Source organism: Pseudomonas sp. GM78 (genome assembly GCF_000282475.1).
Lineage (GTDB): Bacteria > Pseudomonadota > Gammaproteobacteria > Pseudomonadales > Pseudomonadaceae > Aquipseudomonas.
The window spans coordinates 1-23,879 of record NZ_AKJF01000064.1; the positions used below are offsets into that span (position 1 = coordinate 1).

Genomic DNA, 23,879 nt, shown 5'->3' on the forward strand with positions numbered 1-23,879 from the left:
GTAAGGGCGAAACCATAAGTGGTCGTTACCGCAGCAATGGATATGTACTCAGACAAAAATCTCCCAAAGGCTTTGACGCGGCATGGATCAACGTTCCCGCTCCTACAGGGGGATGCATTCAATGGCCCTTGGGTTCGAGCGCTATTGCAGGCGCGCCAGGCGCTCGGTCAACAGATCGAAGAAGCCCTGGGCGTCACCGCTTTCAACCCAGAAGGCATTCTTCGGAGCCTTGAGGCTGTCATACCAGTCGACGATGGTCTGGCCAAACGTCGGACCTTCGCGGCTGTCGACCACCACATTGACCGAACGGCCACTGAACAGCGCCGGCTTGAGCAGGTAGGCGATGACCGAGGCGTCATGCACCGGGCCACCGGGAATGCCATAGCGCGCCATGTCACCGCCGATGCATTCCTGCAGGATATCGCCCACCAGTTTGCTGGCCTTGTTGTTCAACGCCGCTATCTTCGCGAGGCGCGCGTCACTGGTGAGGATCTTGTGGGTCACGTCCAGCGGCAGGTAGACCAGGTCCAAGCCACTCTTGAGCACCACCTCGGCCGCGTGCGGATCGGCGAACAGGTTGAATTCGGCCACCGGCGTGATGTTACCGCCGTTGAAGTGCGCACCGCCCATGATCACCACTTGCTTGATGCCCCGGACGACTTGTGGCTCGCGCATCAGCGCCAGGGCAAGGTTGGTCTGCGGCCCCAGCATGGCGATGGTCACGCTATGGGGCGTGGCAGCCAGCAACGTGTCGATCAGGAAGTCGATCGCACTGCCTTCGGCCAGGCCTTGCCTGGGCTCATACACCGCAACACCCGGCAAACCTTCCTCGCCATGGACGTGCTCGGCATAGATAGGCGTGCGCACCAACGGCTTCGACGCCCCGGCGTACACCGGCACCTCTTCGCGATCAGCCCACTCAAGGGCAAGCCGTGCATTGCGCGAGGTTTTGTCCAGGGACACGTTGCCGGCGACGGTGGTCAAGGCGCGCACCTTCAATTCTTGTGGCGACGCCAAGGCAAACAGCAAGGCAATCACATCATCGGCACCCGGATCGGTATCGATGATCAAGTCGATCGGTTGCTCCAACTGGGCGCCCATCAGAACGTCACCCCGGCCACCAGCACGATATTGCAGTAAGGCTGACATTCGCCGGTGCGCACGATCGCCCGCGCCTGTCGACTGAGGAGCTTGAACTGCTCATGGCTGAGCAGTTCGCGCCGCCCCAACGCCCCCTCGGCCTCCAGCGCGTCCAGGGTCGCCAGTGCCGGCGGCCGCTTCTCCAGGATCTCTTGCGCCAGTACATGGCTTTCGACCTGCATTTCGCTGAGCACCACTTTCAGGGTGCTGACGAAATCCGGAATGCCCTGGGTCAAGGCCAGGTCGATCAGTTCGACACCTGGCGGTACCGGCAGGCCCGCATCGCCGATCACCACCTTGTCGCCATGGCCCAGGGAAGCAATCAGCCGCGACAGCGCGACATTGAGCAAAGGGGTCTTTTTCATGGTGTTTTAAACGCCTGTACATCGACCAGAGTGGGAATCGAGGGTTGCGCGCCAGCCCGGGTGACCGACAACGCCGCAGCGACCTGGCCGAATCGTATCGCCTGCGCTTCGCTCATCCCGGCCACCAGGGCCGCGGCGAAACCGCCAACGAAGGTATCGCCGGCCGCCGTGGTGTCGAGCGCCTTCACGCTCGGCGCCGGAAAATGTTCGAAGCCCTTGCCATCGGCAAACAACGATCCCTGGGCGCCGAGGGTGATGATGACCTTGCCGGCCCCCATCTCGATCAGTCGAGTGGCGGCGATCTGCGCCGTCTGCAGCGAGTCCACCGGCAAGCCGCTGAGCGTTGCCGCTTCACTCTCGTTGGGGATCAGGTAGTCGATGGACGCATACCAGTCCTGGGGCAGCGGTCGACTGGCCGGCGCGGGGTTGAGGATCACGGTCTTGCCCAGTTCACGACCGCGCTTGAGTGCATGGCCGACCGTGGCATCCGGCACTTCCAGCTGACAGATGATCACATCCGCCTCCTGCAGCACGGCATCGAAACAGCCGAGCACTGCCGGCGTCAGTGCGCCGTTGGCCCCGGCGACGATCACGATGGCGTTCTGGCTGTTATCGTCGACCACGATCAACGCCACGCCACTGCTACCCTCCACGGCACTGACCGCCCGACAATCGATGCCCTCGTCCAGCAACGCCTGGCGCAACACCTGGCCGTAGGCATCGCTGCCCACGCAGCCCACCATCGACACCTGCGCACCAAGACGCGCGGCCGCCACGGCCTGGTTCGCGCCCTTGCCGCCACAGACGGTCGCGAACGACTGGCCGATCAGGGTTTCTCCACCACGGGGCAGACGCGGTGCCCGGGTCACCAGGTCCATGTTCAAGCTGCCGACTACCACTACTTTTGCTGACATAAATTACTACTCATCAAGACGGTTACAGCGCTGCCTGGGATTTAGCGATATTGGTCGAACACCCCGGCCAACGGCGCGGTCGATTCGCGCATGACGATGCTGGGGGTGACGATCCGTTGTTCGGTCGCCAGGTCCGGCCTGGCAATCCGGCGCAGCAGGACCCCGGCCGCCATTTCGCCTAGCTGCAGGATCGACTGGCCGACGGTGGTCAATGCCGGATAGACATAGCGGCTCATCTGGATGTCGTCGAAGCCGATGACCGACAGGTCCGTCGGCACGCGGATATTGCGCTCGGCGGCGGCACGCAGCACGCCGATGCCGATCATGTCGTTGGCGGCGAAAATCGCGCTGGGGGGATTTTTTTCCAGAAGCAGAGCCGCGGCGCTGTAGCCGCCGGTGCTGGTGAAATCGCTTTCCAGCATGCGCCCGTGCGCCACACGGATGCCCGCCTCTTCAAGGGCCCGGCGAAACCCGGCGAGGCGCATCTGCGCCACGCTGGTGGTCGCCGGGCCGCTGATGGTGGCGATGTCCCGATGCCCCAGCTCCAGCAGATGCCGGGTCGCGAGGTAAGCGCCGTACTCGTGATCGATGCGCACCAGGTCGGCGTCGACGCCTTCGAGCCCACGGTCGACGATCACCATCGGCGTGCGCACGCCCGCCAGGCCCTCGGCCAGCCCGCTGTCACCACCGGCCGAGGCGACGATCAGCCCGTCGATGCGTTTCTCCAGCAGTACCCGCAGGTAGCTGCGCTGCTTGTCCGGGTTGTCGTCCGAATTGCACAGGATCACGCAGTAGCCATTGCGCTCACAGTAATCCTCGATGCCCCGTGCCAGCTCGGCGAAATACGGGTTGAGGCTGTTGGGCACCAGCAGGCCGATGGTCGCCGTGGTCTTGGCCTTGAGGGACCGGGCTACGGCGCTGGGCACGTAGTCGAGGGTCTTGATCGCCGCCTCGACCTTGACCCGCACTTCTTCACTGACCGGCCGGGTCTTGTTCACCACATGGGACACCGTGGTGTAGGAAATCCCCGCCAGTGCTGCTACATCCTTGATCGTTGCCATGACTCAGGTCCGCCGGCTTGCGCGCTGACTGCGATAAGTATCAAGCACCACCGCCACCACGATCACCGCGCCAGTGATGATGCGCTTGGTCGGCTCGGTGGCACCGATCTGCGCCAGACCAGCCGCCAATACCGAAATGATCAGCACGCCGAAGAAAGTGCTGATGACCGAGCCGCGCCCGCCCATCAAACTGGTGCCGCCAATCACCACGGCAGCGATCACTTGCAGTTCCAGGCCGGAGCCGGCATTGGGGTCCGCCGCTTCCAGGCGAGAGATCTGGAACAGCGCGGCAACACCGGCCAGCAACCCCATCAGGCTGAACACCAGGATCTTGTAGGGCTTGGGGTTGATCCCCGCCAGGCGCACCGCTTCCTCGTTAGTGCCGATGCCGATCAGGTAGCGTCCGAACACGGTACGGGTCAACACGGCCTGGGCGATGAAAATGATCAGCAAAGCAATGATGAACGATGGCGAAATCCCGAAGGCGATCGGATTGGACAGCCAGGCAAAGGCGTCGCCGATGTAGGCGGTGCGCGAACCGGTCATCTGGTACGCCACGCCACGGGCCATTTCCAGCACACCCAGGGACACGATGAACGATGGAATACGCCAGGCCACGGTGATCGAACCGGTGACGGTCCCCGCCAGCGCGGCAGCCGCCATGCCGAGCAATGCCGCTGGCAGCACGCTCCAGCCCCAGCCGAGAATCGCCACGCTGACGGTCGACGCGGCCAGCGCCAGCACCGAACCCACCGACAGATCGATGCCGCCGATGATCAGCACGAAGGTCATCCCGACCGCCAGGACCATCAGGTCCGGAATCTGGTTGGCCAGGGTGCTGAAGGTGTTGTAGGAAAGGAAGTGACTGCTCAGCACCGAGAACAGCACGATCATGGCCAGCAAGGCACCGGCCAGCCCCAGATACGTGCCCAGCCCGTAGAAATTGCCGCTGCGTTGGCCGGCCGAAGATGCGGTTTTCATTGAAGATCCCTAGGCGCCGCTGCTTTGAGCTGCGCATCACGTTTTTGGTAGCCGGCGAACGCGGCGGCAAGCAAATCATCCTGGGTCCAGCTGTCGCGCTCGAAGGTGTCGATCAGGCTTCCTGCCGAGAGCACGCCGATGCGGTCGCAGATCAACATCAACTCGCGCAGGTCGCTGGACACCACCACCAACGCCTTGCCCTGGCGCGTCAGCTGGCCGAGCAGCGCGTAAATGTCGAACTTGGCGCCGACATCGATGCCGCGCGTAGGCTCGTCGAACAGCATTACCGAGCAATCACGCTCCAGCCAGCGACCGATGACCACCTTCTGCTGGTTGCCACCGGACAACTCGGACACCAACTGCGCCGGCCCGGAACTGCGGATGCGCATCGCATCGATCTGCCGCTGGGCCAGTTTCGCCTCATCGCCAGGGTTGACCAGGCCGCCGCTGGAAATAGCGGGCATGTTACCCAGCGCAATGTTCGCGCTGATCGATTGTGTCAGCAGCAGGCCCTCGCCCTTGCGGTCTTCGGTGATCAGGGCGATGCCATGCCCCACCGCGTCCACCGGCGAACGGATACTCACCACCTGCGCCGGTGAACCCAGCGCCACCGTACCGCTGTCCGCAGTGTCGGCACCGAAGATCAAGCGCAGCAACTCGGTGCGCCCTGCCCCGATCAAGCCGGAAATGCCGAAGATCTCGCCAGCGCGCACTTCGAAAGACACGTCATGCACCTTGTCGGCACGGCTCAGCCCCTTGACCGTCAATGCCGCCGAGCCAATGTCGCGCGGCCCCATGTCGATGCGCTCGCCCAGTTCGCGCCCGACCATCAGCGTGACCAGTTGCTCACTGTTGTAGTTGGCCATGGGCTCGACACACACCAGGTTGCCGTCACGCAGGACCGCAATGCGCTGGGCCACCCGTGCCAGTTCTTCGAGGCGGTGGGAAATATAGATGATCGACACGCCACGGGCCTGCAGGCGCGTGATCTGCTCGAAGAGCATTTCGACTTCGCGGGCAGTCAGCATCGCGGTCGGCTCATCGAGGATCAGCACGTGGCAATCACCGATCAGGTTGCGCGCGATCTCGACCATCTGCTGATGGCCGATGCCCAGCTCGCCCACCAGCGTGTCGGGGTCGATCGCGTCCAGCCCTACCTGAGCCATTGCTTCGATCGCCGCCAGGCGCAGTTGCTTGCGCTTGATCCAGCCGCCGCTACTGGGCAGCTTGTGCAGGAACAGGTTTTCTGCCACCGACAGGGTCGGCAACAGGTTGAGCTCCTGCATCACCATGCGGATCCCCAGGTCTTCAGCCTGGGTCCGACTGCCCGGGCGGTAATCCTGCCCTTGAAACTGCATCTGGCCGGTGGTCGGCGTGACCAGCCCACCGATGATTTTCGACAGTGTGCTTTTGCCAGCGCCGTTCTCGCCGGTCAGTGCCAGCACCTCGCCGCGCATGAGCGTGAGGTCGATGCCGGCCAGGACGGGCTGCGCGTAAGTCTTGCCAATGCCGCTGACCGAGAGGACAGCGTGCGGGGCGCTAACAGACATAAATCTCTCCATGCGCTCGCCGGGACGGGCGAGCGTCATTGTGTCGCCGGAAAATTACTGTGTAACCAGCTCTACCGGAGTTTCGATCACGCCGTTGGTGCCGCTGTCGACTTTCTCGCCCTTGATGATCTTCAGCGCGGTCTCGATGCCGAATACCGCCTGCTTGGCGGCAAACTGATCGGCGGTGGCCAGGACGCGGCCATCCTTGAGCATCGGTTTGATGGCGTTGATGTTGTCGTAACCGACCACCTGCACCTGGCCGGCCTTGCCCGCGGCACGTACCGCAGACACCACGCCCACCGCCATGCTGTCGTTGCCGGCCAGCAGGGCCTTGATGTTCGGGTATTCGCTGAGCATCGAGGAGGCCACCTGGTTGCCCTTGTTGATTTCCCAGTCGCCCGATTGCACGGACACGACCTTGATCTGCGCCGCCTCCATCGCATCCTTGAAGCCTGCGGTGCGGGCCTGGGCATTGGTGGTGGTGGACACGCCTTCGATGATGCCGACTTCATCACCGGCCTTGAGCTCTTTGGCCAGGTACTCACCGACCAGGCGCGCGCCCTTGCGGTTATCCGGGCCTACGAACGGCACGCTGATGTTCTTGCTCTTGACCACGGCCGGGTCGAGCTGATTGTCGATGTTGATCACGGTGATGCCGGCGTCGACGGCTTTTTTGATCACCGGCACCATGGCCTTGGAATCAGCGGGTGCGATCACCAGCGCATTGACCCTGGAAACGATCATTTGCTCGACGATGCGGATCTGGTTGGCGGTATCGGTCTCGTCCTTGATGCCGTTGGAGATGAGCTCGAACTCGCCGGAGTGGTCTTTCTGGTAAGCCTTGGCGCCGTCTTCCATGGTCAGGAAGAATTCGTTGGCCAGGGACTTCATCACCAGCGCGACCTTGGGCTTTTCAGGCGTCTGGGCGAACGCCGAAGAAACAGGCAGCACGGCGGTTGCACCAGCCAGTATTGCGACAGCAAGAAGACGTCCAGCGAATGGCAGCTTCATGGGTTCACTCCGATCTTATGATTATTGTGAGCAACGTCGAGGCGGCATCCAGGGGTGTCGCAAACGTTTGCGAACCCTGACTATGCGAATCTTGCCGGAATTTGTCAACGACCGTCATACCCCGTTCGCAGGTTGCGCGCATGCCCAACGGCAGGCCCGATCACGCCGAGGTGCTGACAATATTGCCGGAACCGGTCAACTCTTTCGCCAGGCTGGCGGCCACCTGCATCAATGCCGCTGACGTATCGGCAATCTGTGCCTGGATCGACATCACGGCCGTGGCCTTGGCCTCTTCAGACTGATAGGACGCGGCCTGGGCAGCCGCCAGTTGTTGCTGTTGCTCACGCAGTTGCTCTTGCAGTTCCTGCATGCGCTTGAGCAGCAATTGCACCGCAACGCTTTGCTGGCTGCCCGCGCCTTCGGCGCTTTCACCCGCCTGCGCGCCCTGCCCCATGCGGACAGACTTTTCATCTTTTACGGACGCACCGAGCTGTTGCGCCGAAGTCGCGTCGCTCTGGGTGTCGACGGCAGCCGTGGATTTCCCGCCAATAATGATAACCGCTGAATTGTTTAAACCGACCGACAACGACATGTGAACTCCCTGTAGATGATTCTTCACTGAAGCATCGACCTGCCAGCAGGTTTCTTTAATGCCGATATTTAAATGAGAGTCGTAATCCTTTCGGAAAGCCGAATGAAAAATCCACCGAGAGTCGGAAAGCCGGACAAAAGAGCATAATCGCCGATCAACACTGCGTTTAAATAACTAAACAATTCAACAGGTTAAGCGTTTTTTCTGATTCTGGTTGTAACTGGTACGAGTCCTGCTCTTTCTCCAGCACCCCAAAGGTTCAGATCCGTTTGGGGCGCATCTAGATGAACCTGCATCGGCACCGTCACTACTAGAGAGAAAAATAATGACATCTGCTTTGAAAAATCTTATTCCGGGCACCTTGGCCCTCCTGCTGCTCCTGCCCGCCGCCCTTCAGGCAAAAGAAGTCGAAACACAACAGAAACTGGCGAATGTCGTGGTCCTGGCGACCGGCGGCACCATCGCCGGTGCAGGCGCCAGCGCCGCCAATAGCGCCACCTATCAAGCGGCGAAAGTCGGCATCGAACAATTGATCGCCGCGGTTCCGCAGCTCAGCCAACTGGCCAATGTTCGCGGCGAACAGGTCATGCAGATCGCCTCCGAAAGCATCACCAACGACAACCTGCTGCAGTTGGGCCGTCGCGTCGCCGAGCTGGCGGACAGCAAGGACGTCGATGGCATCGTGATCACCCACGGCACCGACACCCTGGAAGAAACCGCCTATTTCCTCAACCTGGTGGAAAAAACCGACAAGCCGATCATTGTCGTGGGCTCCATGCGCCCGGGCACGGCAATGTCGGCCGACGGCATGCTGAACCTGTACAACGCCGTCGCCGTCGCCAGCAGCAAGGACGCGCGCGGCAAAGGCGTGCTGGTGACCATGAACGATGAAATCCAGTCAGGTCGCGATGTCAGCAAAATGATCAACATCAAGACCGAGGCGTTTAAAAGCGCCTGGGGCCCCCTCGGGATGGTGGTCGAAGGCAAATCCTACTGGTTCCGCCTGCCTGCCAAGCGCCACACCATGGACTCGGAATTCGACATCAAGACCATCCAGAGCCTGCCTGACGTCGAAATCGCCTACTCCTACGGCAACGTCGGCGACACCGCTTACAAGGCACTGGCCCAGTCGGGCGCCAAGGCCATCATCCATGCCGGTACCGGCAATGGCTCGGTCTCTTCCCGGGTCGTTCCTGCCTTGCAAGCCCTGCGCAAGGACGGGGTGCAGATCATCCGCTCTTCCCACGTCAATGCCGGTGGTTTTGTCCTGCGTAACGCCGAACAGCCTGACGACAAATACGACTGGGTCGTGGCGCATGACCTGAACCCGCAGAAAGCCCGGATCCTGGCGATGGTCGCGCTGACCAAGACCAATGACAGCAAAGAGCTGCAACGAATGTTCTGGGAATATTGATTCACCCCTCGCCCGACCGACTCCGGTCGGGCACCCTTCGCCTCTCGCCTGACAAAAAAACTCTCATCGCCCTACACCAATCGGCAAAAAACACTGTCAGAGGATTCTCTTGAATTTTAAGCAGTTGCGAAAATGCCTACAGTTAAATACTGTATGCACGTACAGCTTAATAAGGATAATCCTGTGGACACTACCTCCGCCGCACCAGACGCCTATGTACGCATGGGCCTGCGCGTTCAGAAAATCATCAACAGCCCTACCGCCCAAAAAGCCAGGGCCGCCCTGATCTTTCGCCTTCCGGACGAGCCCGTGGACGAGTGGGAACGCCTGCTCGAAGAAATCGACGAGAACGACAACGTTACCCTCGCCTATCGCGACGATGGTGGCGTGCAGATTTTCTGGGTAGTGCCGAAGGAAGACTGAGTCGATGAGTGTCCGTTGTTTTGCTTTGCTGTTCCTGGTGTTTGCCACGGGCGCCCAGGCTGATGCGCCGCGCACGTTCAGCGAAGCCAAGAAAGTCGCCTGGAAGCTGTATGCACCGCAATCCACCGAGTTTTACTGCGGCTGCAAATACACCGGTAACAAGGTGAACCTCGCGGCGTGCGGTTATGTGCCGCGCAAAAACGCCAAGCGCGCCGAACGCATCGAGTGGGAACACATTGTTCCGGCCTGGCAAATCGGGCATCAGCGTCAGTGCTGGCAGGAGGGCGGGCGTAAAAACTGTACGCGATACGACCCGACCTACCAGAAGGCCGAAGCCGACCTGCACAACCTGGTGCCCAGCATCGGCGAGGTCAATGGTGACCGCAGCAACTTCAGTTTCGGCTGGCTGCCGGAGCAATCGGGCCAATACGGTTCGTGCCTGACCCAGGTCGACTTCAAGGCGAAGAAAGTCATGCCCCGCCCTTCCATCCGCGGCATGATCGCCCGGACGTATTTCTACATGAGCAAGCAATATGGCTTGCGCCTGTCGAAACAGGACCAGCAGCTATACCAGGCCTGGGACAAGACCTACCCGGTGCAAGCCTGGGAACGCCAACGCAACCAGAGCGTGGCGTGTGTCATGGGGCGCGGCAACGAGTTCGTCGGCCCGGTCGACATGAAAGCCTGCGGCTAAACGCTCGCTGTAAATAAGAAGGCCTGGGGTTTAAACACCCCAGGCCTTCGTTATTTCAGCCACCTGATAGAGTCTTTATCGAGCCGTCGGGCGCTCCAGCACCAACACTTCAATGTTCTGCTTCTTCGCCTTGATGAGCGCGGCATTCACCTGCGCCTGCTTGGCATCAGCTTCTTCCCTGGAGCTGTAAGGCCCCATCAGGATGCGGGTCTTGCCATTTTCCCTGATCACGTTGGACATGAAGCTATGCTCGATCAGCCAGCCGCTGAGATCGCTGACGGCCTGGGGGGTTTCACCCCGCACTTCGAGATCCCACTGTGGCCCCGCGACCTGTGCCGACGTCGCCGTTGCTGCAGGCTGCGGCCTGGATGCCTCCTCGCGCTTGCCTTCACCGCATCCCGCCAGCGCCAATACCGCAATTGCCAAGACCATTTTGCGCACAGCGTTTCCCTCTGAATGCTTAAAGCGGGGGATTTTAGCATTCATGAATACATCGCGAGTGCCGCAAAATGGGCGCAAAACAACGAGAATGATAGTGGCGGCCTCTGTATAGTTACGCCTTGGGAATTAATGCTGTATCTGCGCGTCAGAAAGAGGCACCCAAACTGTGAGACTTCGCACTAATCTATACATAACACCGACCTCTGCACTGTCCGAATCAGGTGCCCCACGAAGCAATCAAGGAGAAGACCATGCTGATACTCACCCGCAAAGTCGGTGAAAGCATAAACATTGGTGATGACATTACGATCACCATCCTGGGCGTAAGCGGCCAGCAAGTCCGGATTGGCATCAACGCCCCCAAAGACGTTGCAGTGCACCGCGAAGAAATCTATCAGCGTATTCAGGCCGGCCTGACCGCCCCGGAAAAGCCACAAACCTGAATCCTGTCGCAGTCAGTAGCCAGCCCGTTCGCCCCGCAACGACGGCTGGCTAAAGATTCCAGCGCACTATTGCCTGCGCTCCCCCCGCACCCCTCCGTCAGCCAAATGTGATACCGCGCGCCATGCCGCTGGCCGCCACCATCATCAGCAACACCAGCCCCGCTTCAATATGACTGATGCGCGCAAACAGCGTTGCACGCCAGGTATCGATAGCCACGCCACGCGACCGCGCAACCCGCCATTTGATCAACGTCACCATGGGCGCAATTTCCAGTAGCAGGATGAGGACCAACAACGTCATCTTGAGATGGAACAACGGCTGGTGCAGGTAGTAGTCCGTGCCCTTTTCAAAACCGCCAAAGGCGCGCATGCCGCCGGTTACGAGCAGCACAAGGGCAGAAATGCCCCAAATGTTGTCTGCGACCAATACATCGCGAGCCTCTCCCGCGCCGACTGCCAGGCGCCGAAAGGCCGTGCCACGCACCAGGACAGCCCAGAATCCAAGCGCAAAAGCCAAAAGATGAATCGCTGCAAGCAGCCAGTGAGTCAGCATCGGGAAACTCCTGTAAGGACGAAGTCGAATCAGCCTGTCAGTAGTAGTCCATGAACCACGGGTTTGCCCGCAAAACATAATGTTACAGACCTACTAGACTCCATCACTCCAGTGCCGAAGCTCTTCAAGGCACTACCCCAACAGCAGTCATTCCCACCGAATTGACCTGAGTACACAACATCATGTGTGAATCATGTGATTCAAACTCCGCAACAACTATCCATGAGCGTCGTCGTTTCCTGCGCCTTGCCGGATTGGGAGCAGGTGCCCTGCTATTGGCCGGCACCCTGCCGAGTCGAATAATCCAGGCAGCCGAGACAACCTCCGCGCCGCCAAAACCCAAAAACGTCATCAGCCCGGATGAGGCCCTGAAAAGATTGATGGCGGGCAACGAACGCTATGTCAGCGGCAACTCCGAAACCCACGACTTCAAGGACGAACGAGAAGCATTGGTTTCCGGTCAGAATCCTTTCGTGGCGGTGCTGAGTTGCTCTGACTCGCGCATCGCCCCGGAATACGCTTTCGATACCGCACGGGGCGATCTTTTCGCCGTACGCCTGGCCGGCAACTTCGTCACGGACGAAGGTCTTGCAAGCCTTGAATACGGCGTGGCCGTGCTCGGTGCACCGCTGATCCTGGTATTGGGCCATGAGCGCTGCGGTGCCATCGAGGCTGGCGTGAAAGCCGTCAAGGACCACACGGTATTCCCCGGCAAGATCCCTGCCCTTACGGACGCACTCAAACCCGCTATCGAGCAGGTAAGCAGTCAACCAGGCGACCTGGTGGAAAACGCGACCGTGCAAAACATCAAGAACTCGATCGAACGCCTCAAGCAAGCCACGCCCTTGCTGACGGATGCGCTCAGCAAGGGCCAGTTGAAAATAGTGGGGGGCATTTATCGCCTGGCGACAGGTAAAGTCGAGCTGGTTGCCTGAATCATCCAGCTACGGCTGCCACGCCGCCGATGTGAAGAGCCCAGCGCGAAGGCTGGGCTCTGGTTATTTCCTGCATTCCATCATCTTGTCCGCGAGCGCCTTGGCCCTTTCAATCAACAGATTCTGCCGGTCTTCATGCGTGGCCCCGCCGACGACGGGGGCCGTCAGATTGCTTTCGGCAATCAACGCGGCGCAGAAATATTGATCCCACACAGCCTTGTGATCGGATGCCTGTCTGTTCATTTGGTCGGAGATCATATGCGACTCCTTCAGATGAGGTAACACTGCCTATTTTACGCCTCAATCGCCGCTTCAAGGCACGACGCCCACTTGCAGATGCGCCGCTACAGAATCCACCGCAGCAGCACATGGCTGGCAATCCAGGGAGACGCCTCGACCACCGTCCACTCAAGCAAAAGGCAAATGGACAGGTAAGCCGCAAAGAACTTGATCATCGCCCGCCTCCCCATCATCGCTCTCCCGCCTCAATGAACCCACGAAACGCCCGGTTGCCTGTCCTGCTTTGATGCAATTGGCTGCTTGCAGTTCAACCCAAGACGAACTGATTTTCATTCGGTCTTGCCCGAACATCGCTCTTAAATGATAATATTTCTCATGTGAGAATGAGTGGCGGGGATGCCGAAATCAATGAGGGAGCGTTACGAGATCCATTTTGTGGCCAACGGATCCAAGGAAGTCATCATCATCGAACGCTCAAGCATGTGCGACCTTGAAGCCTGGAAGGCGGCCCTGCTGCATCATGGAGAGTGTGTGGGCAGTATGCTCAATACCCGGCGCATCGCTGACGCCATTGAAAAAGCCGCAGGTCGCGACATCAGGAAAGTGCGATGGAACAAGGCCAGCCACACCATCGCCTGGAGCGAGCGCGCCAGATTAGCCAGGAATGTGGTGGGGTTGAAAAATATCGGGTAGCTGCGCAGACAGACGCCACCCCCGAACCCGACGCTGGTGAAATCAATCAGTAGCCGTGCGACTCGCGGTATTTCTGGTACTTGTGATACTCAATCCACTCGACCACATCGTAAGGAAGGTAAAGCTGCTGCCTGGCGCGGGAGATCGCGATGTACACGGCACAGATCCGCTGATCGAACTCATAGGCATCTTTGAACTGCACGTTGGTGAGCAGCCCGCGCGTCAGCAGGACCCGATCGAACTCCATCCCCCCCGCTGCTTCTGCCATCATCAGCATGCAGCTCTTGGCGGAGCTACCAATCATCCTGTTCAACCGAGTTACCCCGGCGACATTGAAACCTTTTTCCAACTCGCTCTCGACCCAAAGAAACGACTCGTCGAATAGGTTCGCCTCACGCACCTGCTGCCAGTCTGCCATCTCGCTAAAATATGAGTGCGCCCCATCCGCGCCGCTCTCGGCACCGTAGTAGTCTGGTTTGAACAGCGCGATGGCAGTGGTCATGAAATCCTTGAGATCCGACTCCGCCTTTTTGTCCGGGAAACTGAATAGACAGCTGGCATGTTGCAGCTCGATCATCCACTTCATCGTGTCCCAGCGAGACGCAGTCAGCACCACGCAGCCCTCGGGCGGCACGAAGCCTTCCGGATAATGCTCGATACCGACATCTGCATCACGAGCACCTTCGAAGGGAACCTTGCTCTTCTCTGAGTGCAGGCAGATCAACGGGTTGACCAGACGCTCGACATTGCGACCTGAGCGAACGGAGTAGCTAACATCGCTTTGCCGCACCACCCGCTTTCTTTTGACTATCTCGCCACTGGCCTGCTGGTACTCATCACCCAACGTAATCAACACCTGGCGCCCCCTCTCGAGGATCTGTAGCAGTGAGGCGGGAACATCCTGACTTTCATCAATGAGGACGTGCGTATAGCGGGCAGGTACCGCGCAACCCGCCAGGCTTGCCCGCTTTATCATCAACAATGTTTCGAACCCGGTCCGACCGCCCCAAGCCGGGCTTGCCTCAAGGTACGACCACAGGCGGCTCGAATACTCAAGAAGCACCCTGGCATCCAGGCTGGACAAGGATTGCTTGAAATGAGGCAGATGCCTGGCCGACAAACTGTGGTCCCTGGAGCGGCAATAGCGCTCGAGCACCCTGAGACAGGCATCAAGTGTCGCCTGCCCATCGTAGCCACGAAAACCGAGGATGTTCAGCTCCTGCGACATTGCCTGCTTGCTCGGTCCCCTGGCCGGCTTACTGGCGGGTTTAGGCCTGGGACCGTGCAACAGGGCTCTCGCAAAGGCCTCGAAGGTTGTGCCCGTGTTCCGATCGCGCGCAGCCCCCATGCGCTCGTTAAGCGTTGCCAGTTTTTCCGGCGTGTGCGCCAGTATCAGTGTCCCACCCGGTCGCAGGCACTCCACCAAGACCCCTATAAGGTGACTTTTGCCTATCCCGGCGTAACCTTGCACATGCAGGTCTTCGTCCAGATTGGCACGAAAGGTTCTGACAAGCTTGTCTTGTGCAGCACTCAACCAACGCTCGCGATGCCTTGGCGTCACCATCTGCTGACTAAAGGGATTGTTGTCACTTTGGTGGCGAATCTTGAAACCGACATCCCACCTGCCATCGGGCAGCAGGTAATCCCGCGCCGAAACTTCATCGGCGAGAAGAAAACGCAGGTCCAGACGTTTGATCGCATTTAGACCGAAGTACAACTTGCGTGGATCGAACAGCCGTTGCGCCTCTGACAACAAACCTGCGGCTGTTGACTGCCGCGAGTCGACCGCCCATGCAATGAGCTTGGCCAGAACCTTCTCTGCCGCATTGGCATTAAGGTCTTTATCCGTCGCCTGGGCCAGATTCTGGATGACCAACATCGCCGCCAGCTCCGGATCCGTCAGCACATCAAGCGCTGTTGCGCCATCGACGAGCAACAAGCCTGCACAGGTTTCATCTGTAATGGGCAAGAACACAGGGCTGGATAAATCAAGATGTTCCGGGTGCATATAACCTCATAGCCAAGACAGCGCACATCAAAAGATCAATCCTGGTCATACTCTTCATTCGATCCAGGGTCATCCTCCGGCGGGGGCTCTCCTGTCCTCGCCTGTCATTCCAGCACCTTTCGCACTGATTTGCTTCTGCAACTCATGAACTGATGTTTCGAGGAGCCGACGCAGGTCCTCGCAGCCGACTGGCAGAACGACAACGGCAATGCACCTGCATCGCCTTGAAGATCGGTATCAGTACGTGGGCGACGATCACCCAGTGTGAGCGAAACCTGAAGCTTGTGAACGCCCTGAAAAAATTCAGGACAACAAAAAAGGGCCCACCTTTCGGTGAGCCCTTCCAGACCGCCCAGCAGAGCGGATTTTGTTTGGTAGGCGCGATTGGACTCGAACCAACGACCCCCACCATGTCAAGGTGGTGCTCTAACCAACTGAGCTACGTGCCTGCTGTGAGGCGGCATTTTACGGAATTCCGGGAGGGTGTCTACTGAAAAGTGAAAAGGGGGCCGATTTAATTTTCCTTCCCTTTTTGGACTGAATGGAAAATAAATCAGCTCCCTTTTTCTCTCCCTTTTTCTCTCGTGCATTCAGTGGGAGAGGTCGGGAACAGCAAGCTGCAAATGCGTATGTCGTCAGAAGTGCTCGCACCAACCTAGGAATGCTTCGTCATTACTGAGGAAGATGAATGGTTTTTTGGCATCCTCTTCGTATTGCACAATGCCCAGTGTGAACGAACCCGATACTTTGTGAACGTTATGCAAAAATTCAAAGCAACAAAAAAGGGCTCACCTTTCGGTGAGCCCTTCCAGACCGCCCAGCAGAGCGGATTTTGTTTGGTAGGCGCGATTGGACTCGAACCAACGACCCCCACCATGTCAAGGTGGTGCTCTAACCAACTGAGCTACGTGCCTGCTGTGAGGCGGCATTCTACGGAATTCCGGGAGGGTGTCAACAGCTTTTTTCGAGCTAACCCTATGAAAATGCGAAATATTTAATTTTTCTGTGGGGAAGAAGATTTTCCGCTGGCTGGCGGCGGTTTTTCAACTCGGGTAGGATCGACGCACTCGTTAAATTTATTAAACAGAGGCTGCAGGATGGCGAACACCCCTTACCCAGAGTCCTATTACGCCGCATCGGCCAATGCGGTACCGCCGCGCCCGTCTTTGCAGGGTGAGGTGGAGACTGATGTCTGCGTGATCGGCGCCGGTTATACCGGGCTGTCCTCGGCCCTGTTCCTGCTGGAGCACGGCTTTCGGGTGACGGTCCTGGAAGCGGCCAGGGTGGGTTTCGGTGCGTCGGGGCGCAATGGCGGCCAGATCGTCAACAGCTACAGCCGCGATATCGATGTGATCGAGCGCAGTGTCGGCCCGCGGCAGGCTCAGTTGCTGGGGCAGATGGCGTTCGAAGGCGGACGGATCATTCGTGATCGGGTGGCCAGGTACAACATCCAATGCGACCTGAAGGACGGCGGCGTGTTTGCCGCCATCACGGCCAAACAGATGGGCCATCTGGAATCCCAGAAGCGCCTATGGGAGCGTTTCGGGCATACGCAGCTGGAGTTGCTGGATCAGCGCCGCATCCGCGAGGTCGTGGCGTGCGATCAATACATCGGTGGCACGCTCGATATGAGCGGCGGGCATGTCCATCCGCTCAACCTGGCGCTGGGCGAAGCGGCGGCCGTGGAGTCGTTGGGCGGCACCATTCATGAGCAGTCGCCGGCAGTGCGCATCGAGCGCGGCGCCAGCCCGGTGGTCCACACACCACAGGGCAAGGTCAGGGCCAAGTTCGTTATCGTGGCGGGCAACGCCTACCTGGGCAATCTGGTGCCGGAGCTGGCGGCCAAGTCGATGCCTTGCGGCACGCAGGTGATCACCACCGAGCCCCTGGGCGATGAGCTGGCGAAAAGCCTGCTGCCCCAGGACTATTGCGTCGAAGACTGCAATTACCTGCTCGACTACTACCGCCTGAGCGGCGACAAGCGCCTGATTTTCGGCGGCGGCGTGGTGTATGGCGCACGGGATCCGGCGAACATCGAAGCGATCATCCGTCCGAAGATGCTCAAGGCGTTCCCGCAGCTCAAGGATGTGAAAATCGACTACGCCTGGACCGGAAATTTCCTGCTGACCCTGTCGCGTCTTCCTCAGGTCGGGCGACTGGGCGACAACATTTATTACTCCCAGGGTTGCAGCGGCCACGGCGTCACCTACACGCACCTGGCGGGCAAGGTCCTGGCCGAAGCATTGCGCGGTCAAGCTGAACGTTTCGACGCCTTTGCCGACCTGCCCCACTACCCCTTCCCGGGCGGACAAATGCTGCGCACCCCGTTTGCTGCACTGGGCGCGTGGTACTACGGATTGCGCGACAAACTCGGGTTCTGATGCGCAAACAAAAATGCCCGTATCTGCTGATACGGGCATTTTTTTGTCTGCTCGCAAACCGTTAGCCGGCGATGGCGCGGTCCGCCGACAGCTTGCCGGCGCCTTCGATCAGCACCGCGATACTGCCGCCCAGCAACGCCAGGGCGAATTCATAGCCGTTGTTGGCCATGAACAGGCCGTTACTGATGTGAACGGTAAAGATCGCCACCAGAGAAAGGAAGGTCAGTCCCAGGGCCGCCGGACGTACCAGCAAGCCGATGATCAAGGCCAGGCCGGCAAAGAACTCGGTACCGCCCGCCAGCGTCGCCATCAGGTAACCCGGTGCCAGGCCGATGCTTTCCATATACTGCGCGGTGCCCGCCAGGCCATAGCCACCGAATGCCCCGAAGAGTTTTTGCGAACCGTGGGCAGCGAAGATGATGCCGACGAAAATCCGCAAAACGGTCAGGCCGTAGCCAGCGCGGGTAAACAATACCTTGTTGATCAGTGAGCTCATGTTGTGTCGTCCCTAGAGAGTGTGTGTTGGTTGGCCGCTATATTAATCAGTAAATCTCATGTTAAAAGCGCAAAAAATCCGCCATAACAATCAGTTTATTCGATCATTTTCGAAGGGCAACTTTTTGCCCCTGGGGCTCCAACGACTCCCGCTCCCGATCGAACGCCAAGTAGTACTTGTTCACGCTATTAACATAGCTGACAGGTCCCATTCCCACCTGCTCCATGGCAATGCGCTCAACCTGAAAAAACCACTGGTTGGGGTTCAGCCCGCGGCGCCGGGCTTCCGCGCGCATCCCCTGTACCCGCTCCGGCCCGATGTTGTAGGCCGCCAGCACAAAGGCCATGCGCTCGCGCTCATTGAGCTTGGGGCTGGCGAAGAACTTGCGGCGAATCATTGCCAGGTACTTGGCCCCGGCCTGCACGTTGGCATCCAGCTCCTGGATGTTGCTCACGCCCACACGTTGCGCCGCTGACGGTGTGATCTGCATCAGCCCGGTCGGCGCACCGCCGCTGCGCGCCGAGGGCTGCAGGCCGGACTCCTTGAACGCCAGCGCCGCCAGGTTCAGCCAGTCCATGTCCTGGGCGCTCGCATGCTTTTGCAGCACCGGCCGCAGCTTTTCCAGACGCTGGCGGTCAGCCTTGGCCAGGGGATAGTGAACCTGGTACTGGCGTCGATAGATGCGCAGAAACGCGGCATCCTGGTCCGACGGCTTTTTATAGCCCGCCAGGAAACGATCGATGCTGGCCCGCAGCATTGACGCGTCGCGGCGCACGAACCAGTACTCTTCGCCTGGCTCGCTGATGAGCACCTGGCGATCGACACGCAATTTCGGCAGGATCTTGCCCCAGCGCTCGGCAATCGGTTGTTCGACGATGGTCAGGTGAAAGATCCCGCCCTGGACCATCTCCAGCACGTCCTCGACCGCCAGGCTCGGGTCGACCCACTCGATCTTCACGGGCGGCAGTTTGTGCAGCGCCAGCTTCTGATTGATTTGGCTGATGGCGTCACCGGCGGCGCTGCCGTTGGGCAACGCCAGGGTTTTACCCGACAGTTGTTCCAGGCGGGTGTAGCGACGCTCGCCCTTGATCCCCACCAGAACCAGCGGAATGTTACTGGCAACCGGTTCACTGCTGCTGACCGCGAAGCCCGGCTGCAGATCCAGCAACTCGCCGGGGGCCACCAGGTCGCCCTCCCCGCGCTGCAACGCGCCGAGCAGTTGATCCTTGGCCCGGGGAATGATCTTGAGGGTGATTTCCTGGCCGTCGCGGGCGTGGCCGTTGAGGTATTGCTCGAAAGCGCGCAAGCGATGGTATTCGACGCCGATGGCCTGGCCCTGGACTTCGCCGGAGCTGTTGCGGCTCTGGTTGACCAGTACGCGCAGCACGCGACTGCTGCGGATGTCCGTCAGGTCACGAACCTTGGCTGCCGGCACGGCTTGCAGCGGCCCGGGCAGCCGCGCTACCGCCGACATCGGCAGCAGCAGCGAGCAACACAGCAGTAGCAAAACCGAGGGACGAATCATCCACTCTCCGCAAAGAATTCAGGTCGACCGCATGAATGGCTTCACGCAATCAAGCGACAGAAACAGAGCGCCCTGAAGCGCTGGCAACGCGCGAAAGACTGGCACAATGATGGCAACGCCACCACCCAATCGTCTTCGCGGCATTAAGAGACAGCGATAACCTGTTGTAGTTCTTGGCTTTTCTTATAAATCCGGCGCTCTGGTATGCTTTGCAGCCCTGGGCCCGAGGTAGCACCATGCAACTCATCGATATTGGCGTCAACCTGACCAACCCCAGTTTTGCCGACAAGCACCAGGCTGTGCTGGACCGCGCCTATGCCGCCGGGGTCTGCCAATTGGTGCTCACCGGCACCAATGTCGAGGGCAGCGAGCAGGCGCTCAAGTTGTGCCAGCAACTGGACGAAACAGCGCAGCGACTGTTCGCCACCGCCGGTGTGCATCCCCATGCGGCCAGCGACTGGAATGCCGACAGCGCAGGTCGCCTGCGCAGCCTGCTGAAGGAAACGAACATCGTGGCGGTGGGTGAATGCGGCCTGGATTTCAACCGCGATTTTTCACCGCGTACGCAACAGGAGAAGGTCCTCGAGGAACACCTGGCGCTGGCGGTCGAACTGCAAATGCCGGTGTTCCTGCACGAACGCGATGCCAGCCAGCGCCTGCTGGAAATCCTCCGTGACTACCGCGATCAATTGCCAGCCGCCGTGGTGCACTGCTTCACCGGCGAAAAGAAAGACCTGTTCAGTTACCTGGACCTGGATTTGCACATCGGCATTACCGGCTGGATTTGCGATGAGCGCCGGGGTACGCATTTGCACCCGCTGGTCAAGGAGATCAAGCGCGGGCGTTTGATGCTGGAGAGCGATGCGCCGTACCTGTTGCCGCGCAGCCTGCGCCCCAAACCAAAAAACGGGCGCAACGAGCCGGCGTACCTGACGGAAGTGTTACGTGAGGTGGCCCTGCACCGCAGCGAAAGCCAGGAAGACCTGGCTGCCCACACTACGGCTTGCGCGCGGGCGTTCTACGGGTTGCCCAGCGTGGATTGAACGCGGGCCCGGATCGGGCCCGCGCAACGCATGCCGTCTTAGTGACTGCTGCGCAACATTTCTTTTGGCACGTACTTGCCGATCTCGAACTTGCCGATCGCCGCGCGGTGCACTTCATCCGGACCGTCAGCCAGGCGCAGGGTGCGTTGCATGGCATACATGTAGGCCAGCGGGAAATCGTTGGACACCCCTGCCCCACCATGGATCTGGATCGCCCGGTCGATCACGCGCAAGGCCACGTTCGGCGCCACCACCTTGATCTGTGCGATCTCACTCTTCGCCACTTTGTTGCCGACGGTGTCCATCATGTACGCCGCCTTGAGTGTCAGCAGGCGAGCCATGTCGATCTCCATCCGCGAATCGGCGATCTTGTCGATGTTACCGCCCAGGCGCGCCAGGGGTTTGCCGAACGCGGTGCGGTTCACCGAGCGTTTGCACATCAGTTCCAGCGCACGCTCTGCCATGCCGATCGAACGCATGCAGTGGTGAATCCGCCCCGGGCCCAGACGACCCTGAGCAATTTCGAAGCCGCGCCCTTCGCCCAACAGGACGTTTTCGTAGGGCACCCGAACATTTTCAAACAGCACTTCGGCGTGACCGTGGGGCGCGTCGTCGTAACCGAACACCGGCAACGGACGCAGGATTTTCACACCGGGGGTATCCACCGGCACCAGAATCATCGAGTGCTGCGCATGGCGCGGCGCGTCGGGATTGCTCAGGCCCATGAAGATCAGGATCTTGCAGCGCGGATCGCAGGCACCGGAGGTCCACCATTTCTTGCCGTTGATCACCCACTCGTCACCGTCGCGCACGGCACGGGCGGCCATGTTGGTGGCGTCGGAGGACGCCACGTCCGGCTCGGTCATGGCGAACGCCGAGCGAATCTCGCCACGCAGCAAGGGTTCGAGCCAGCGTTGTTTCTGTTCTTCGTTGGCGTAGCGCACCAGTACTTCCATGTTGCCGGTGTCCGGTGCCGAGCAGTTGAACGGCTCAGGCCCCAGGAGCGAGCGCCCCATGATTTCCGCCAGCGGAGCGTATTCGAGGTTGGTCAGGCCGGCGCCGAGCTCGGACTCAGGCAGAAACAAATTCCACAGGCCTTCAGCCTTGGCCTTGAGTTTGAGTTCTTCCATGATCGCGGTCGGCTGCCAGCGGTCACCCTCGGCGACCTGGCGCTCGAAAACCGCTTCGGCGGGATAAACATAAGTGTCCATGAACGCGGTCACGCGCTCACGCAGTTCTTGCACCTTGGGCGAATAAGCGAAATCCATGGGCAGCTACCTTCTTGCGGGAGGTTGTTTAGGTCATGCAATCGATGCTAGAACAGCCATGAAAATTTACCTAACCTATTCTCGGCGTGTATAAACATTCATCACCGATATATGATCGACTGATCGAGCCCACCTAAAACAAGAGAGCCGCGTAATGAATCTGAGCAAGGTCGACCTCAACCTTTTCATCGTCTTCGACGCGATCTACACCGAGGCCAACCTGACCCGCGCCGGGCAGATTGTGGGGATTACCCAACCTGCGGTGTCCAACGCGCTGGCCCGCCTGCGCGAGACCTTCAACGATCCATTGTTCGTGCGCACCGCCCAAGGGATGGTGCCAACGCCCATGGCGCAAAACATCATCGGCCCGGTGCGCAACGCGCTTTCGCTGCTGCGCGTTTCGGTGCAGGAAAGCCGCATCTTCAATCCATTGCAGGCGGTCAAGACCTACCGCATCAGCATGACCGACCTCACTGAAGCGGTGATCCTGCCGCCGCTGTTCCAGCGCCTGCGCCGCCTTGCGCCGACGGTGATCATCGAAAGTTTTTTGTCCAAGCGCCGCGAGACCACCAAGGAGCTGGCCGCGGGCCGACTCGACTTCGCCGTGGATGCACCACTCAACACCGACCCGCAGGTGCGCCACGTCAAATTGATGGAAGACCGTTACGTGTGCGCCATGCGCAAGGGGCACCCGCTGGCGGGCAAGGAAAAACTCACCCTCGATGATTATCTGGGCCTGACCCACATCCACATTTCCAGCCGTCGCAGCGGCCTGGGCTATGTCGACCTGGCCCTGGGCAAAATGGGCATCCAGCGCAAGATTGCCCTGCGCTCCCAGCACTACCTGATGGCCTCGCAAGTGCTGCAGCAGACCGACATGGTCATGACCGTGCCGGAACGCTTCGCCCGTCGCAACGATTTGCACGCCTTTTATCTGCCGGTCAACGATGTGCCGCCGGTGGAAACCCACCTCTACTGGCACGAAAGCACCGACCAGGACCCGGCGAACCGCTGGATGCGCGAGCAGATGATCGAGTTGTGCCAGCAGGTGACGGCGCAGGAGAAGAAGCTGGACAAGCAATTGGTTTGAAAAGATCAAAAGATCGCAGCCTGCGGCAGCTCCTACAGGTTGAATGCGTACCCATGTAGGAGCTGCCGCAGGCTGCGATCTTTTCTTGCTTGACGTATACGTCAACCTGCCATTAGCTTAGCGCCATGACCCTTTGCGAGCGCGCCCATGAGCAGCCAGACCTACAGCATTTCCGACCTCGCCCGCGAGCTCGACATCACCACCCGGGCCATTCGCTTCTACGAAGAACAAGGCCTGCTCAGCCCCGAGCGGCGTGGCCAGGAACGCATCTACTCACCCCGCGACAAGGTCAGCCTGAAGCTGATCCTGCGGGGTAAGCGCATCGGCTTTTCCCTGGCCGAGTGCCGCGAGCTGATTGAGCTCTACGATCCCTCCAGCGGTAACACCAAGCAACTGCACAGCATGCTGGCGAAAATCAGCGAGCGCCGGGAACAGCTGGAACAGCAGATGCTGGACATAGAACAGATGAAACTGGAGCTTGATACGGCTGAAGAGCGCTGTGTTCAGGCGCTGGAACAAACCATCAAGAACCAACAGATTCAGTAGATCTACACAATCCCCTGTGGGAGCGAGCCTGCTCGCGATGGCGGTAGCACATTCAAACTGAGGTCGATTGAC

Annotated in this window: 25 protein-coding genes and 2 tRNA genes; 10 read left to right on the plus strand and 17 right to left on the minus strand. The window is 59.7% G+C overall.

Going from position 1 to position 23,879, the window contains the following annotated elements:
* Positions 1–141: 141 nt before the first annotated feature.
* The 8 genes from PMI35_RS22885 to PMI35_RS22850 all read right to left on the minus strand — a co-directional run bounded on the left by PMI35_RS22885 (position 142) and on the right by PMI35_RS22850 (position 7,614).
* Positions 142–1,101, minus strand: coding sequence for a nucleoside hydrolase (locus tag PMI35_RS22885; RefSeq protein ID WP_008057152.1), 960 nt, complete (start codon positions 1,099–1,101; stop codon positions 142–144).
* Positions 1,101–1,505, minus strand: a complete 405-nt coding sequence (rbsD, locus tag PMI35_RS22880; protein ID WP_008057156.1) for a D-ribose pyranase — start codon at positions 1,503–1,505, stop codon at positions 1,101–1,103. Before rbsD ends, PMI35_RS22885 begins: the two co-directional genes overlap by 1 nt.
* Positions 1,502–2,419: a ribokinase gene (gene rbsK / locus PMI35_RS22875; RefSeq protein WP_008057158.1), complete on the minus strand. Its 918-nt coding sequence runs from the start codon at positions 2,417–2,419 to the stop codon at positions 1,502–1,504. Before rbsK ends, rbsD begins: the two co-directional genes overlap by 4 nt.
* Before the next feature lie 41 nt (positions 2,420–2,460).
* Positions 2,461–3,480 (minus strand): LacI family DNA-binding transcriptional regulator, encoded by a 1,020-nt coding sequence (locus PMI35_RS22870; RefSeq protein ID WP_008057160.1) that lies wholly within the window; start codon positions 3,478–3,480, stop codon positions 2,461–2,463.
* 3 nt (positions 3,481–3,483) lie between these two features.
* Entirely contained in the window at positions 3,484–4,461 is a 978-nt protein-coding gene (locus PMI35_RS22865; protein WP_008057161.1) for an ABC transporter permease, read from the minus strand.
* Positions 4,458–6,011 (minus strand): sugar ABC transporter ATP-binding protein, encoded by a 1,554-nt coding sequence (locus PMI35_RS22860; RefSeq protein WP_008057163.1) that lies wholly within the window; start codon positions 6,009–6,011, stop codon positions 4,458–4,460. The genes PMI35_RS22865 and PMI35_RS22860 overlap by 4 nt, the downstream gene beginning before the upstream one ends.
* 54 nt (positions 6,012–6,065) lie before the next feature.
* A complete protein-coding gene (locus tag PMI35_RS22855) occupies positions 6,066–7,022 on the minus strand; it encodes a sugar ABC transporter substrate-binding protein (protein WP_008057164.1) in 957 nt (318 codons plus the stop codon).
* Positions 7,023–7,182: 160 nt separating this feature from the next.
* Positions 7,183–7,614: a hypothetical protein gene (locus tag PMI35_RS22850; protein WP_008057166.1), complete on the minus strand. Its 432-nt coding sequence runs from the start codon at positions 7,612–7,614 to the stop codon at positions 7,183–7,185.
* A 325-nt stretch (positions 7,615–7,939) separates the two neighbouring features.
* Here PMI35_RS22850 and PMI35_RS22845 point away from each other — a divergent pair, with 325 nt between their 5' ends.
* From PMI35_RS22845 to PMI35_RS22835, 3 genes are all read left to right on the plus strand, one after another.
* Positions 7,940–9,028 carry an asparaginase gene (locus PMI35_RS22845; protein WP_008057168.1) on the plus strand — a complete coding sequence of 363 codons (1,089 nt, stop codon included), beginning with the start codon at positions 7,940–7,942 and terminating at the stop codon, positions 9,026–9,028.
* 132 nt (positions 9,029–9,160) lie between these two features.
* Complete coding sequence (locus tag PMI35_RS22840) at positions 9,161–9,451, plus strand: DUF1654 domain-containing protein (protein WP_008057169.1); 291 nt, start codon at positions 9,161–9,163, stop codon at positions 9,449–9,451.
* Between the two features lie 4 nt (positions 9,452–9,455).
* Positions 9,456–10,145, plus strand: coding sequence for an endonuclease (locus tag PMI35_RS22835; RefSeq protein ID WP_008057171.1), 690 nt, complete (start codon positions 9,456–9,458; stop codon positions 10,143–10,145).
* 75 nt (positions 10,146–10,220) lie between these two features.
* Here PMI35_RS22835 and PMI35_RS22830 read toward each other — a convergent pair whose 3' ends face one another.
* Positions 10,221–10,586 carry an SPOR domain-containing protein gene (locus PMI35_RS22830; protein ID WP_008057172.1) on the minus strand — a complete coding sequence of 122 codons (366 nt, stop codon included), beginning with the start codon at positions 10,584–10,586 and terminating at the stop codon, positions 10,221–10,223.
* Positions 10,587–10,837: 251 nt separating this feature from the next.
* Between PMI35_RS22830 and csrA the strand changes: the two genes are divergently transcribed.
* Positions 10,838–11,029, plus strand: coding sequence for a carbon storage regulator CsrA (csrA, locus tag PMI35_RS22825; RefSeq protein WP_008057174.1), 192 nt, complete (start codon positions 10,838–10,840; stop codon positions 11,027–11,029).
* 97 nt (positions 11,030–11,126) lie between these two features.
* Here csrA and PMI35_RS22820 read toward each other — a convergent pair whose 3' ends face one another.
* Complete coding sequence (locus PMI35_RS22820) at positions 11,127–11,582, minus strand: DUF2214 family protein (RefSeq protein WP_008057175.1); 456 nt, start codon at positions 11,580–11,582, stop codon at positions 11,127–11,129.
* A gap of 182 nt (positions 11,583–11,764) precedes the next feature.
* Between PMI35_RS22820 and PMI35_RS22815 the strand changes: the two genes are divergently transcribed.
* Positions 11,765–12,517, plus strand: coding sequence for a carbonic anhydrase (locus PMI35_RS22815; RefSeq protein WP_008057176.1), 753 nt, complete (start codon positions 11,765–11,767; stop codon positions 12,515–12,517).
* Between the two features lie 63 nt (positions 12,518–12,580).
* On the opposite strand, the gene PMI35_RS22810 is transcribed toward PMI35_RS22815, so the two are convergent.
* Complete coding sequence (locus PMI35_RS22810; RefSeq protein ID WP_008057177.1) at positions 12,581–12,775, minus strand: hypothetical protein; 195 nt, start codon at positions 12,773–12,775, stop codon at positions 12,581–12,583.
* A 378-nt stretch (positions 12,776–13,153) separates the two neighbouring features.
* Between PMI35_RS22810 and PMI35_RS22805 the strand changes: the two genes are divergently transcribed.
* A complete protein-coding gene (locus PMI35_RS22805; RefSeq protein WP_008057179.1) occupies positions 13,154–13,450 on the plus strand; it encodes a hypothetical protein in 297 nt (98 codons plus the stop codon).
* A 46-nt stretch (positions 13,451–13,496) separates the two neighbouring features.
* On the opposite strand, the gene PMI35_RS22800 is transcribed toward PMI35_RS22805, so the two are convergent.
* The 3 genes from PMI35_RS22800 to PMI35_RS22790 all read right to left on the minus strand — a co-directional run bounded on the left by PMI35_RS22800 (position 13,497) and on the right by PMI35_RS22790 (position 16,372).
* Positions 13,497–15,458, minus strand: coding sequence for a hypothetical protein (locus PMI35_RS22800; protein ID WP_008057180.1), 1,962 nt, complete (start codon positions 15,456–15,458; stop codon positions 13,497–13,499).
* A 372-nt stretch (positions 15,459–15,830) separates the two neighbouring features.
* Positions 15,831–15,907, minus strand: a tRNA-Val gene (locus PMI35_RS22795).
* Between the two features lie 388 nt (positions 15,908–16,295).
* Positions 16,296–16,372: transfer RNA gene (locus PMI35_RS22790), tRNA-Val, on the minus strand.
* A gap of 183 nt (positions 16,373–16,555) precedes the next feature.
* Here PMI35_RS22790 and PMI35_RS22785 point away from each other — a divergent pair.
* A complete protein-coding gene (locus tag PMI35_RS22785; RefSeq protein ID WP_008057182.1) occupies positions 16,556–17,839 on the plus strand; it encodes an NAD(P)/FAD-dependent oxidoreductase in 1,284 nt (427 codons plus the stop codon).
* A 61-nt stretch (positions 17,840–17,900) separates the two neighbouring features.
* Here the strand turns inward: PMI35_RS22785 and PMI35_RS22780 are convergent, their stop codons facing one another.
* Together PMI35_RS22780 and PMI35_RS22775 are read right to left on the minus strand one after the other, a co-directional pair.
* Positions 17,901–18,335, minus strand: coding sequence for a DoxX family protein (locus PMI35_RS22780; protein ID WP_008057184.1), 435 nt, complete (start codon positions 18,333–18,335; stop codon positions 17,901–17,903).
* Positions 18,336–18,438: 103 nt separating this feature from the next.
* A complete protein-coding gene (locus PMI35_RS22775; RefSeq protein ID WP_008057186.1) occupies positions 18,439–19,860 on the minus strand; it encodes a transglycosylase SLT domain-containing protein in 1,422 nt (473 codons plus the stop codon).
* A 236-nt stretch (positions 19,861–20,096) separates the two neighbouring features.
* Here PMI35_RS22775 and PMI35_RS22770 point away from each other — a divergent pair, with 236 nt between their 5' ends.
* Positions 20,097–20,903 (plus strand): TatD family hydrolase, encoded by an 807-nt coding sequence (locus tag PMI35_RS22770; RefSeq protein WP_008057188.1) that lies wholly within the window; start codon positions 20,097–20,099, stop codon positions 20,901–20,903.
* Positions 20,904–20,941: 38 nt separating this feature from the next.
* Here the strand turns inward: PMI35_RS22770 and PMI35_RS22765 are convergent, their stop codons facing one another.
* On the minus strand, positions 20,942–22,171 hold the full coding sequence (locus PMI35_RS22765; protein ID WP_008057192.1) for an acyl-CoA dehydrogenase: 1,230 nt from the start codon (positions 22,169–22,171) through the stop codon (positions 20,942–20,944).
* Between the two features lie 154 nt (positions 22,172–22,325).
* Here PMI35_RS22765 and PMI35_RS22760 point away from each other — a divergent pair, with 154 nt between their 5' ends.
* On the plus strand, positions 22,326–23,261 hold the full coding sequence (locus tag PMI35_RS22760; protein WP_008057194.1) for a LysR family transcriptional regulator: 936 nt from the start codon (positions 22,326–22,328) through the stop codon (positions 23,259–23,261).
* Between the two features lie 147 nt (positions 23,262–23,408).
* Entirely contained in the window at positions 23,409–23,807 is a 399-nt protein-coding gene (locus tag PMI35_RS22755) for a MerR family transcriptional regulator (protein WP_008057197.1), read from the plus strand.
* Positions 23,808–23,879: the final 72 nt, after the last annotated feature.

Bases quoted from the DNA above. Each gene is read 5' to 3' on its own strand.
- PMI35_RS22885 (WP_008057152.1), bottom strand. From the start codon at position 1,101: ATGGGCGCCCAGTTGGAGCAACCGATCGACTTGATCATCGATACCGAT.
- rbsD (WP_008057156.1), bottom strand. From the start codon at position 1,505: ATGAAAAAGACCCCTTTGCTCAATGTCGCGCTGTCGCGGCTGATTGCT.
- rbsK (WP_008057158.1), bottom strand. From the start codon at position 2,419: ATGTCAGCAAAAGTAGTGGTAGTCGGCAGCTTGAACATGGACCTGGTG.
- PMI35_RS22870 (WP_008057160.1), bottom strand. From the start codon at position 3,480: ATGGCAACGATCAAGGATGTAGCAGCACTGGCGGGGATTTCCTACACC.
- PMI35_RS22865 (WP_008057161.1), bottom strand. From the start codon at position 4,461: ATGAAAACCGCATCTTCGGCCGGCCAACGCAGCGGCAATTTCTACGGG.
- PMI35_RS22860 (WP_008057163.1), bottom strand. From the start codon at position 6,011: ATGTCTGTTAGCGCCCCGCACGCTGTCCTCTCGGTCAGCGGCATTGGC.
- PMI35_RS22855 (WP_008057164.1), bottom strand. From the start codon at position 7,022: ATGAAGCTGCCATTCGCTGGACGTCTTCTTGCTGTCGCAATACTGGCT.
- PMI35_RS22850 (WP_008057166.1), bottom strand. From the start codon at position 7,614: ATGTCGTTGTCGGTCGGTTTAAACAATTCAGCGGTTATCATTATTGGC.
- PMI35_RS22845 (WP_008057168.1), top strand. From the start codon at position 7,940: ATGACATCTGCTTTGAAAAATCTTATTCCGGGCACCTTGGCCCTCCTG.
- PMI35_RS22840 (WP_008057169.1), top strand. From the start codon at position 9,161: ATGCCTACAGTTAAATACTGTATGCACGTACAGCTTAATAAGGATAAT.
- PMI35_RS22835 (WP_008057171.1), top strand. From the start codon at position 9,456: ATGAGTGTCCGTTGTTTTGCTTTGCTGTTCCTGGTGTTTGCCACGGGC.
- csrA (WP_008057174.1), top strand. From the start codon at position 10,838: ATGCTGATACTCACCCGCAAAGTCGGTGAAAGCATAAACATTGGTGAT.
- PMI35_RS22820 (WP_008057175.1), bottom strand. From the start codon at position 11,582: ATGCTGACTCACTGGCTGCTTGCAGCGATTCATCTTTTGGCTTTTGCG.
- PMI35_RS22815 (WP_008057176.1), top strand. From the start codon at position 11,765: ATGTGTGAATCATGTGATTCAAACTCCGCAACAACTATCCATGAGCGT.
- PMI35_RS22810 (WP_008057177.1), bottom strand. From the start codon at position 12,775: ATGATCTCCGACCAAATGAACAGACAGGCATCCGATCACAAGGCTGTG.
- PMI35_RS22805 (WP_008057179.1), top strand. From the start codon at position 13,154: ATGCCGAAATCAATGAGGGAGCGTTACGAGATCCATTTTGTGGCCAAC.
- PMI35_RS22800 (WP_008057180.1), bottom strand. From the start codon at position 15,458: ATGCACCCGGAACATCTTGATTTATCCAGCCCTGTGTTCTTGCCCATT.
- PMI35_RS22785 (WP_008057182.1), top strand. From the start codon at position 16,556: ATGGCGAACACCCCTTACCCAGAGTCCTATTACGCCGCATCGGCCAAT.
- PMI35_RS22780 (WP_008057184.1), bottom strand. From the start codon at position 18,335: ATGAGCTCACTGATCAACAAGGTATTGTTTACCCGCGCTGGCTACGGC.
- PMI35_RS22775 (WP_008057186.1), bottom strand. From the start codon at position 19,860: ATGATTCGTCCCTCGGTTTTGCTACTGCTGTGTTGCTCGCTGCTGCTG.
- PMI35_RS22770 (WP_008057188.1), top strand. From the start codon at position 20,097: ATGCAACTCATCGATATTGGCGTCAACCTGACCAACCCCAGTTTTGCC.
- PMI35_RS22765 (WP_008057192.1), bottom strand. From the start codon at position 22,171: ATGGATTTCGCTTATTCGCCCAAGGTGCAAGAACTGCGTGAGCGCGTG.
- PMI35_RS22760 (WP_008057194.1), top strand. From the start codon at position 22,326: ATGAATCTGAGCAAGGTCGACCTCAACCTTTTCATCGTCTTCGACGCG.
- PMI35_RS22755 (WP_008057197.1), top strand. From the start codon at position 23,409: ATGAGCAGCCAGACCTACAGCATTTCCGACCTCGCCCGCGAGCTCGAC.